The organism is Leifsonia sp. 10N434 (assembly GCF_056394405.1).
The window spans coordinates 435,694-446,392 of sequence record NZ_JBFTHV010000003.1; the positions used below are offsets into that span (position 1 = coordinate 435,694).

The window sequence follows — 10,699 nt, forward strand, 5'->3', positions numbered from 1 at the left end:
GCCGACTCGATGTGAAATGCCCCCGGTCGCAGGACCGGGGGCATTTCTTCTCTCGCTAGGCTGAGGCCGTGGCCGCCAAGAAGTCGAAGGATGTGCGCGCGGTGCGTCCTGATCCGTCGCTTCAGCGCGCCGGGGGAACGGTGGAGCCCGTCGACAAGGAGTCGCTGAAAGAGCGGGTCACCGACGCCGCCGAGCCGTTGCGCGAGCGGTTCGAGAAGCCGGTCGCCACCGTCACCGGATGGGCGAAATGGGTGAAGGCCCTGCGGCCGTACCGCGTCTACATGAACTTCTCCTACAGCGATGGCAACCTCCGCGCGGCCGGCATGGGTTATCAGAGCCTGTTCGCCGTATTCGCCGCCCTCTGGGTCGCGTTCTCCGTCGCCGGCCTGTGGCTGACGGGCAACCCCCAGGTGTTTCAGGCGCTCATCGAGCTCATCAACCGGGCGGTGCCGGGACTGATCGCCGTCGACGGAGAGCCGGGCGCGATCGACGTCGCTCAGCTCGAGAACGCGACCTCGTTCGGCTGGACGGGGATCATCGCGGCCATCGGCCTGCTCTGGACCGCAATCGGATGGCTGTACTACACCCGCCAGGCGGTGCGAGCCGTGTTCGGGCTGACGCGCGACACCACCAACTACGTGCTGCAGAAGGTGCGCGATCTCGGCCTCGCCCTGCTCTTCGGAGTGGTCCTCCTGGTCTCGGCCATCCTCACGATCTTCAGCACTGAGGCCCTCACCTTCCTCCTGCAGCTGTTCGGGCTCGAGGACACGCTGCTGACGACCGTCGTCACCCGGATCTCCGGACTCTTCGTCTCTGTCGTGCTCAACATCGTGACGCTCGGAGCGATGTTCCGGGTGCTCGCGCGCGTCGCCATCCCGTGGCGCAACCTGTTCTTCGGCGCCCTGCTCGGCAGCGCTGCCCTCGCCGGCCTGAGTGCGCTCGCCGGCCTGTTCCTGGGCAGCGCGACCAACAACCCGCTGCTGGCCACCTTCGCGGTCTTCATCGGTCTGCTGCTCTGGTTCAACCTGGTCTCCCGGGTGATGCTGCTCTCGGCCTCGTGGATCGCGGTCGGGATGTTCGACCGCGGGCTCTCGCCGCGCGTGGTCACCGCCGAGCAGGCGGCCGCCGAGAAGGCAGCCGCAGAGTACGACGCCCGCGTGCTGGTGGCGCGCTCCGAGCTGGAGGAGGCAAAGAGCCAGTTGGCGCACTCCCGCTGGTACAACCGGCTGCAGGCCCAGTGGGCCGTGGAGCGCGCGCAGAACGCGTTGAACGATGTGCTCGACGAGGGGACCGTCGGCCGCTCCCGGTAGGCTTGATGCATGCCTGCAAAGCCCTTGCGAATCGCCACGATCAACACCAACGGCATCCGCGCCGCGTATCGAAAAGGCATGGGCGCGTGGCTCGACGAGCGTGACATCGACATCCTGGCGATCCAGGAGGTGCGAGCCAGCACCGAAGACGTTCAGCAATTGCTCGGCAACGAGTGGGACATCCTGCACGACCCCGCGACCGCCAAGGGACGCGCGGGCGTCGCCATCGCGAGCCGCGACAAGGCGTCCATCCACCGGGTCGTCCTCGGCCCCGACGACTTCGACAGCGCCGGCCGGTGGCTCGAGGCCGACTACGAGGTCAACGGTTCGATCGTCACGGTGGTCAGCGCCTACGTGCACTCGGGCGAGGCCGACAGCCCCAAGCAGGTGGAGAAGTACAAGTTCCTCGACGCGGTGGAGGCGCGGTTGCCCGAACTGCAGAAGCACAGCGACTACGCCGTGGTGATGGGCGACCTCAACGTCGGGCACCGCACGCTCGACATCCGTAACTGGAAGGGCAACGTCAAGCGCGCCGGGTTCCTGCCCGACGAGCGGGCGTACTTCGACCGGTTCGTGGGTGCCGAAGGCGACGCCGACTACAACGCCGGCGGCGGCCTGGGCTGGGTCGACGTGGGCCGTAAGTGGGCCGGTGACGTCGACGGGCCGTACACGTGGTGGTCCTGGCGCGGGCAGGCCTTCGACAACGACACGGGCTGGCGCATCGACTACCAGCTCGCCACCCCTGCCCTCGCGGCGACCGTCACGAATGTCGCGGTCGATCGGGCTTCGGCCTACGACGAGCGATGGTCCGATCACACGCCAGTGGTCGTCGACTACGCCGTCTGAATCATCCGCACACTTCCTCGAGGTAGACCCATGACGAAACTCCCCCGCCTGTACTCGGGCATGCAGCCGTCCGCCGACTCGCTGCAGCTCGGCAACTACATCGGCGCGCTCCTGCAGTGGAAAGACCTGCAGGCCTCTCACGACGCGTTCTTCTCCGTCGTCGACATGCACGCCATCACCGTCGCGCAAGACCCGCACGAGCTGCGCGAGAAGACCCGCCGCACGGCAGCGCAGTACATCGCCGCCGGCATCGACCCGTCCGCGTCGACGCTCTACGTGCAGTCGCACGTCCCGGCGCACGCCGAGCTCGCCTGGGTGCTGAACACCATCACCGGCTTCGGTGAGGCCGCGCGCATGACCCAGTTCAAAGACAAGTCGGCCAAGCAGGGCACCGAGGCGACGTCGGTCGGCCTGTTCGCCTATCCCGTGCTGATGGCCGCCGACATCCTGCTGTACGACGCCGAGATCGTCCCCGTCGGCGACGACCAGCGGCAGCACGTCGAGCTCACCCGCGACCTCGCCGAGCGGTTCAACAGCCGGTTCGGCGACACCTTCGTGGTGCCGCAGGCGATGATCCTCAAAGAGAGCGCCCGCGTCTACGACCTGCAGAGCCCGACGTCGAAGATGTCGAAGTCGGCCGAGTCGCACGCCGGCGTCGTGTGGCTGCTCGACGAGCCGTCGGTGACGCGCAAGAAGATCATGCGCGCCGTGACCGACACGGACGGCGTCGTGTCGTTCGACCGCGACGGCAAGCCGGGCATCTCGAACCTGCTCACCATCTACGCGTCGCTGACCGGCCGCTCGATCGAGTCGATCGAGCTCGAGTACGACGGCAAGGGCTACGGCGACTTCAAGAAGGGTCTCGCCGAGGTCGTCGTCGAGACCTTCGCGCCCGTGCGCGAGCGTGCCCTCGAACTGCTGTCCGACCCGGCCGAACTCGACCGCATCCTCGCACGCAACGCCGACCGTGCCAGCGAGGTGGCCGAGGCGACCCTGGAGAAGGCCTACGACCGCATCGGCTTCCTCCGCCGCGCGCGATGACGCTGGCCGTGCCGCGGGAGCCCGTCGTGCTGACGGGCTCACGCGTGGTGCTCTCGGTTCCGGTCGCGTCCGACCTCGACCGCGTCACCGAATTGTGCCAGGGACACGCGGTGGCGGCCTGGACCACCGTGCCCTCGCCGTACACGCGCACCGACGCCGAGACGTTCGTGCTCGGGCTCGTCGTGGAGGGATGGGCCAACGCCACGTCGTGCACGTGGGGACTGCGCCTCTCGCCGGACGGCGAACTGAACGGGATGGTCGGGCTCGACGGCATCCGCGACGGCGAGGCGGAGCTCGGCTACTGGCTGGCCCCCGAGCTCCGGGGCACCGGCCTGATGTCGGAGGCGGTCGCCGCCGTGCTCGAGTACGCCTTCGCCCCCGCTGAACAGGACGGTCTCGGCCTCGAACGCGTCGTCTGGCACGCGTTCACCGGCAATGCCGCATCGGCGGCGGTCGCGCGCCGGGCGGGATTCCGGTTCGAGGGGCTGCGACGCCGGGGCGGGACCCAGCGCGGTCGGCGCCTCGACGACTGGCAGGCCGGCCTGCTCCGTGACGACCAACGGGTTCCGGCGGCGGGGTGGCCGGACGAGACGTTCGTGCAGCGCGATCCGGAGCCGCGGTGACCGGCATCCAGGTCGTGCTCTTCGACCTCGACGACACCCTTTTCGCCCATCGGGCCGCCGTCGCCCGCGGCATCGAGGCGCATGTCGCGACGCTCGGTGAGCCCTATGGTTCGCTCGACACTGCATCCGTCGTCTCGCTCTGGCACGACCTCGAGGAGCACCACTACCACTCCTACCTGGCCGGCCGGCTCGACTTCGAGGGACAGCGGCAGGCGCGCGCCCGCGACTTCGCCGCCCGGCACGGCGTGACCCTCGACGACGACGCGGCCAGTCTCTGGTTCGCCACCTACTTCGAGCGCTACGTCGAGAGCTGGCGGCTGCATGATGATGCGCTCCCCTGTCTCGATGCGCTCGCCCGGCGCATCCCCGGTGTGCGCTTCGGATTGATCACCAACGGCGACCTCGCCTTCCAGACCCGCAAGATCACCACCGTCGGCCTCGACGCCCGCGTCGAACACGTCATCGCCTCGGGCGAGGTCGGTGTCGTCAAGCCGGATGCGCGGATCTTCCGCCATGCATGCGACGTGTTCGGTGTGGAGCCCCGCGCGGCCGCGTACGTCGGCGATCGTCTCCGCACCGACGCGATCGGCGCCGCTCAGGCCGGGCTGACCGGGATCTGGCTGAACCGCACGGGCGCAATCGCGTCAGACGACGACGCCGCGGACGCGGGTGCTGCGGGTGTGCTCGAGATCGCGTCGCTCGAGGAACTCGCGGCGCTGCTCGGCTAGTCGGCGCTGCTCGGCTGGTCGGCGCTGGTCGGTCCGTCGACGCTGCTCGGTCCGTCGGCGCTGCTCGGTTGGTCGGCGCGTTTCCGTCGGCACGTGGAAGCGCCGCCCGGCGAACCGGGCGGCGCTTCGTGGTGATGCGTCAGAGCATCGGGGTCAGGCGTTGCGCACGTCGTCGTCCACCCAGTCGAAGGTCCGAGTCACGGCCTTCTTCCAGAGACGGATCTGACGGTCGCGCTCCTCCTCGTCCATCTGCGGGGTCCAGCGGCTGTCCTCCTGCCAGTTCTTGCGCAGGTCGTCCAGGTTCTCCCAGAAGCCCGTCGCAAGACCCGCGGCGTACGCGGCGCCCAGCGCGGTCGTCTCCGCGACGACCGGGCGAACGACGGGGACACCGAGGATGTCGGCCTGGAACTGCATCAGGGTGTTGTTGGCGATCATGCCGCCGTCCACCTTGAGTTCGGTCAGGTCGACGCCCGAGTCCGCGTTGACGGCCTCGAGCACCTCACGGGTCTGGAAGGCCGTGGCCTCCAGAACCGCGCGGGCGATGTGGCCCTTGTTGACGTAGCGGGTGAGGCCTACGAGAGCACCACGCGCATCGGACCGCCAGTACGGAGCGAACAGACCCGAGAACGCCGGCACGAAGTAGGCGCCGCCGTTGTCGTCGACCGTCTTGGCCAGGTCCTCGATCTCCGGAGCGCTCTTGATGATGCCCAGGTTGTCACGCAGCCACTGCACGAGCGAGCCGGTGACGGCGATCGAACCCTCGAGCGCGTAGTGCGGGGCGGCGTCGCCGAGCTTGTAGCCCAGAGTCGTCAGCAGACCGTTCTTGGAGTGGACGATCTCCTCACCCGTGTTGAAGATGAGGAAGTTGCCGGTGCCGTACGTGTTCTTGGACTCGCCGGTGTCGAACGCGGCCTGACCGAACGTCGCGGCCTGCTGGTCGCCGAGGATGCCGGCGACCGGCACCTCGCGCAGCAGGCTGGACGCCTCCACCTGACCGTAGACCTCGGACGAGCTCTTGATCTCGGGGAGCATCGACTTCGGAACCCCGAAGACCTCCAGGATGTCGTCACGCCAGCTCAGCGTCTCGAGATCCATGAACAGGGTGCGCGATGCGTTGGTGACATCCGTCGCGTGCACGCCGCCGTCCGGACCACCCGTGAGGTTCCACAGGACCCAGGAGTCGGTCGTGCCGAACAGCAGGTCGCCCGCTTCCGCCTTCTCGCGCGCGCCCTCGACGTTCTCCAGGATCCAGACGATCTTGGTGCCGGAGAAGTACGTCGCGAGGGGCAGACCCACGATCTGCTTGAACCGCTCGACACCTCCGTCGGCCGCCAGCCGGTCGACGATCGGCTGCGTGCGGGTGTCCTGCCAGACGATGGCGTTGTACACCGGCTGACCGGTGTTCTTGTCCCAGACGACGGCCGTCTCACGCTGGTTGGTGATGCCGACGGCAGCGATGTCGTGGCGAGTGAGGTCTGCCTTCGACAGCGCCTGTCCGATCACCTCGCGGGTGTTGTTCCAGATCTCGATCGGGTCGTGCTCGACCCAGCCCGCCTTCGGGAAGATCTGCTCGTGCTCGAGTTGGCCGGAGGAGACGATCGATCCGGACTTGTCGAAGATGATCGCGCGGGTACTCGTGGTGCCCTGGTCGATGGCGACAACGTAGTCGGCCATAGGTAACTCCTTTGTTTTGGGGTGGGGCTGTGCGCGCCGGTCCCGCCGATCGGGACCGGCGCGCAGTACAGGGTGTTACTTGATGAGGGGAAGCAGGACGAGCGCGAGCCATCCGGCGATGAGTCCACCGATGATCGGTCCGACGACGGGGACCCACGAGTACGACCAGTCGCTCGAGCCCTTGCCCTTGATGGGCAGGACAGCGTGCGCGATGCGCGGACCGAGGTCACGTGCAGGGTTGATGGCGTACCCGGTAGGACCACCGAGGCTGGCACCGATGCCGGTCACCAGGAGCGCTACGGGAAGCGCGCCGAGTGCCGCGAGGCCGGCCGCCTGGCCGGGCTGGTGGCCGAACGCGATGACGACGAACACCAGCACGAACGTGCCGATGACCTCCGTGACCAGGTTCCAGCCGTAGCTGCGGATCGCAGGGCCGGTCGAGAACACACCGAGCTTGTTGGCCGGCTCCGGCTCCTCGTCGAAGTGCTGCCTGTACGCGAGCCAGGTGAAGACGGCACCGATGAAGGCACCGATCAACTGAGCGAGGATGTACAGCAGCACCGTGACGAAGTTCACCGGTACCAGGGTGTGCGCGGCAGCCGAACCGAACGCTGGAGCCCCGTTCGCGACCAGGCCGAGCGTCACGGCCGGGTTCAGGTGCGCGCCCGAGTTGTAGGCGACCACCACACCCGAGAAGACCGCGATGCCCCAGCCGAAGTTCACCATCAGGAACCCGCCGTTGAAGCCCTTGGTTTTGATGAGTGCGACGTTAGCCACGACGCCGGTACCGAGGAGGACGAGCAATGCCGTGCCCACCAACTCCGACAGGAAATCTACACCGATATTGTCCACGTTGACCTTCCAGTTGTTCAGTTGATCCGCACCCTGTTGTGCGTTTATCGATGGTTCTCGTCAGGGTGGGCAATTGAACGCTATTAGCGTCCGGCCCACCGGGACAAGGACCGTGCTATGCACGTCTGTGCATTATCGGAGCGCTGCGGCTTCGCTGCCGTCCTCCGATTCGAGGTGCACCCGGTGGGCGTCGGCGAGTTCCGCTATGAATGCATCTTCCTCCTCCGACCGCCGATTTGGCGACCATCCGAGTGCCGTGGCTGCGATTTCGCCGATCTCACGCACCAGCGACCCCGAGATACCGCCGGTGAAGGCCAGGCTCGTGCGGCGCAGGAAGATGTCGGAGAGGTGCACCACGTGCTCCGTGCGCACCAGGTACTCGACCTCCGAGCGGGAGTATCCCGGCGCGGCCTCGAGAGGTCGGTCCGCATCCGCGCCGGTGATCGCGTCGATCACGAACGCCGCCTTCGTGCCGTAGCGGTGAAGGAGTGCGGCGGCGCGCTCCGTCCCCACGTCGGCGCCGTAGCGGGCGACCCAGTCGCGTTCGGCACGTGACGTCGTGGGGAATCCTGCACCGCCGCCGATCGCCAGACCCGCCGTCGACACCGAGCGCTGCATCCCGAGTGCCTGGAGCGTCTCGTTCGCGAGGTGCTCGCTGAGCGCGCGGAACGTCGTCCACTTGCCGCCGACCAGGCTCAGCACCGTCGTCGTGCCCAGGCCGTCGATCGTTCCCGGCACGATGCGGTAGTCGCGGGACACGAAGCCGGGCTGTGTGTCGTCGTGGTGCGGAAGGGGCCGAACTCCCGAGAAGCTGTAGACGATCTGTGCACGGGTGACCGGGATGTCTGGGAATACGTGCGATACCAGCTCGATGAAGTAGTCGATCTCGTCTTCCGTGATGACCGCCCGCTCGGACATGTCCGCCTCGAGGTCCGTGGTGCCGACCATCACGCGGCCCTTGAGCGGGTAGATGAGCACGATGCGGCCGTCGTTGTTCTCGAAGAACATCTCGCGGCCCATGCACGCCTCCAGCAACGCCGGGTTGTCGAGCACGATGTGCGAGCCCTTCGTGCCGCCCATGTACTGCGTCTCGCGCCCGAGAGCCTCGTTGGTGAGGTCCGTCCACGGCCCGGATGCGTTGACCACCACATCGGCGACGATCGGGAACTGCACACCTGTCTCGCGGTCGCGCACCAGCACCCCGCCATCCGCCGTGCCCACTGCTTCGACGTAGTTCACGGCGCGGGCGTGCGGGCCGGCTGCCAGAGCGTCGGCGAGCACGTCGAGCGCGAGGCGCTCGGGGTCGTGCACCGACGCGTCGAAGTACGTCGCGGTGTACTTGATGCCCGGGTTCAGCTCGGGCTGGGTCTTCAGCGACTTCGTGCGGCCGTGGAACTGGTGGCGGGGGACGCTGCCGCCGTCGCGCGAGAACGAGTCGTAGATGGTGAGGCCGGTCTTGATCAGGAACGCGCCGCGCTCCTTCGGCTTGCCCTGCTTGTGCGTGAGGAAGCGGAGCGGGGCCGACAGGATGCCCGAGAACGTCGAGAAGATCGGGATGGTCGTCTGCAACGGCTTGACGTAGTGCGGCGCGACCTTGAGCAGACCGTTGCGCTCGGTCACCGACTCCTTCACAAGACGGAACTCGCCGTTCTCGAGGTAGCGGACGCCGCCGTGGATCATGTGGCTCGATGCGGCCGACGCGCCCGAGATGAAGTCGTTGCGCTCGACGAGCACCACGTCCACGCCCTGGAGGGCGAGATCACGGAAGGTGCCGAGGCCGTTGATGCCACCGCCGATGATGAGCACCTGAGCGTTCGGACGTTCCTGCAGGCGTGCGACCTCGCTGCGAGTCTCGGCGGCGTTCGACTTCGTCGTCACGGTAGTTCCTCTGTTTCTGTCGTTCTGTGATGATTCCGGCTGTGCTGGTGCAGGTGCCGGCAGGTTCCGATGCTGATGCTGGCGTTGCCTGCAAAGCAGGGCGGCTGCGTGTGTTCTGCGTGTAGCTACGCGTGCTCGCGCCTGCGCGTCTGCGGGTCGTTCTGTTGGTGTCGTTCTCGTGCAGCTATAGTTTTCGATGTACCGACCTTTTGTTCAAGCCGTATGCACATACGTGCAAGGAGACCCCGTGGTTCAGCCCGACACCGAGAACCTCCCCGAGAAGACCCGCGACGCCCTCAAGGCGGGTCACCTCTATTACATGCAGGACCTCACCATGGAGGCCATCGCGCACGAGATGCACACCTCGCGCTCCAGCGTCTCCCGCTTGTTGAGCTATGCGCGCGCCTCCGGACTGGTGACCATCCAGATCGCCACGCCGCATGAAGGCGCGTCGCGCATCCAGCAGGACATCCACGAGCGCTACGGCATCGCCGCCCACATCGTGCCCATGCCGAGCGCCATCAGCGACGTCGATCGCCTGGAGCGCGTCGCCATCTCCGCTGCACGAATTCTCGACCGTTTCATCGACTCGAACATGACCGTCGGGCTCGCCTGGGGTTCTACCATGAGCGCTCTCAGCCGACACCTCATCCCCAAAGATCTGCACAACGTCGAGTTCGTCCAGCTCAACGGCGCCGGCAACACCTATACGACCGGTGTGCTCTATGCGAGCGAGATCCTGCGCCGCTTCGGGGACACCTTCTCGGGCACCATCCAGGAGTTCCCCGTGCCCGCCCTGTTCGACGACCCGCAGACCAAGGCCGCCATGTGGCACGAGCGGAGCACCCGGCGCATCCTCGACATCCAGGAGCGGATGGACGCCGCGATCTTCGGACTCGGGTCGCCGTTCTCCGAGGTCCGTTCGCACGTGTACGCCGGCGGATACCTCGACCAGGCGGACTACGCCTCGCTGGACGAGTCCGGCGTCGTGGGCGACGTCGCCACCGTCTTCTTCCGCGAGGACGGCAGCCATCACGGCATCCCACTGAACGAGCGCGCCAGCGGACCGGACATCGACCTCATCAAGAGGGTTCCGCGGCGCGTGTGCGTCGTCTCCGGGCCGTCGAAGGTGCACAGCCTGCGCGGTGCACTCGCGGCGAATCTGATCACCGACCTCATCGTCGACGAAGGGACCGCTCGGGCGCTCGTCGCCCTGGCCGAATGAGTCCCGCCCGGCATTGAACGATGCTGTGCGGCGGTGAACGGCGCACGGCCCTGTCCTGCGTTGCGAGACGTGAATGACGCTGGCGCTGCGCGTTGCGCGTTGCGCGTTGCGCGTTGCGCGTTGCGCGTTGCGCGTTGCCCAAGGCTGCCAGCTATTGAACGGCGCTGCCACATCGAACGGCGCTGCGGGTCGAACGGCGCTGCGGGGTCGGGTGGCGCTGCGGGGTCGGGCGGCGCCGCGGGGTCGCGCGGCAAACGGGGCGTCATGCGGCGCGTTCGCTGGGGTCGGTGAGCGTGCTGGTGGTGCCGGTGGTGGGGCGTCCGCCGGGGCGGGGTCGGCGGTGGGGGTCGATGTGTGGTGGCGGGATGAAGTGGGGGACGTGGTCGCGGATGTCGATGTCCCAGCCGTCGTCGTGGACGCGGTGGTGGTGGCTGGTGCAGAGCAGGATGCCGTTGTCGAGGTCGGTGGTGCCGTGGTGGGCGTTCCACCAGCGGATGTGGTGGGCTTCGGTGTAGGAGGGTG

10 protein-coding genes are annotated in these 10,699 nt (G+C 67.5%); 6 read left to right on the forward strand and 4 right to left on the reverse strand.

All coding sequences use genetic code 11. The annotated features are described in order from the left end of the window. The first annotated feature begins 68 nt into the window (after positions 1-68). The 5 genes from AC1DB1_RS11320 to AC1DB1_RS11340 are packed head-to-tail and all read left to right on the forward strand — an operon-like array spanning position 69 to position 4,548. Complete coding sequence (locus tag AC1DB1_RS11320) at positions 69-1,310, forward strand: YihY/virulence factor BrkB family protein (protein WP_477200837.1); 1,242 nt, start codon at positions 69-71, stop codon at positions 1,308-1,310. A gap of 9 nt (positions 1,311-1,319) precedes the next feature. Further along, the gene (locus AC1DB1_RS11325; RefSeq protein WP_477200838.1) at positions 1,320-2,156 is read left to right on the forward strand and encodes an exodeoxyribonuclease III; all 837 of its coding nucleotides are present in this window, start codon (positions 1,320-1,322) and stop codon (positions 2,154-2,156) included. Between the two features lie 30 nt (positions 2,157-2,186). Next, positions 2,187-3,197 (forward strand): tryptophan--tRNA ligase, encoded by a 1,011-nt coding sequence (gene trpS, locus AC1DB1_RS11330; protein ID WP_477200839.1) that lies wholly within the window; start codon positions 2,187-2,189, stop codon positions 3,195-3,197. 26 nt (positions 3,198-3,223) lie between these two features. Then, positions 3,224-3,820 carry a GNAT family N-acetyltransferase gene (locus tag AC1DB1_RS11335; RefSeq protein ID WP_477200840.1) on the forward strand — a complete coding sequence of 199 codons (597 nt, stop codon included), beginning with the start codon at positions 3,224-3,226 and terminating at the stop codon, positions 3,818-3,820. Continuing rightward, positions 3,817-4,548, forward strand: a complete 732-nt coding sequence (locus AC1DB1_RS11340) for an HAD family hydrolase (protein ID WP_477200841.1) — start codon at positions 3,817-3,819, stop codon at positions 4,546-4,548. Before AC1DB1_RS11335 ends, AC1DB1_RS11340 begins: the two co-directional genes overlap by 4 nt. 153 nt (positions 4,549-4,701) lie before the next feature. Here the strand turns inward: AC1DB1_RS11340 and glpK are convergent, their stop codons facing one another. The 3 genes from glpK to AC1DB1_RS11355 all read right to left on the reverse strand — a co-directional run bounded on the left by glpK (position 4,702) and on the right by AC1DB1_RS11355 (position 8,952). Next, complete coding sequence (glpK, locus tag AC1DB1_RS11345) at positions 4,702-6,222, reverse strand: glycerol kinase GlpK (protein ID WP_271176187.1); 1,521 nt, start codon at positions 6,220-6,222, stop codon at positions 4,702-4,704. 75 nt (positions 6,223-6,297) lie between these two features. Continuing rightward, positions 6,298-7,026, reverse strand: a complete 729-nt coding sequence (locus tag AC1DB1_RS11350; protein ID WP_373877115.1) for an MIP/aquaporin family protein — start codon at positions 7,024-7,026, stop codon at positions 6,298-6,300. 180 nt (positions 7,027-7,206) lie between these two features. Further along, the gene (locus AC1DB1_RS11355; protein WP_477200842.1) at positions 7,207-8,952 is read right to left on the reverse strand and encodes a glycerol-3-phosphate dehydrogenase/oxidase; all 1,746 of its coding nucleotides are present in this window, start codon (positions 8,950-8,952) and stop codon (positions 7,207-7,209) included. Positions 8,953-9,199: 247 nt separating this feature from the next. Here AC1DB1_RS11355 and AC1DB1_RS11360 point away from each other — a divergent pair, with 247 nt between their 5' ends. Beyond that, a complete protein-coding gene (locus AC1DB1_RS11360) occupies positions 9,200-10,177 on the forward strand; it encodes a sugar-binding transcriptional regulator (protein WP_477200843.1) in 978 nt (325 codons plus the stop codon). A gap of 262 nt (positions 10,178-10,439) precedes the next feature. On the opposite strand, the gene AC1DB1_RS11365 is transcribed toward AC1DB1_RS11360, so the two are convergent. Beyond that, positions 10,440-10,699: HNH endonuclease (locus tag AC1DB1_RS11365; protein WP_477200844.1), on the reverse strand; the 260-nt coding region annotated here is incomplete at its 5' end.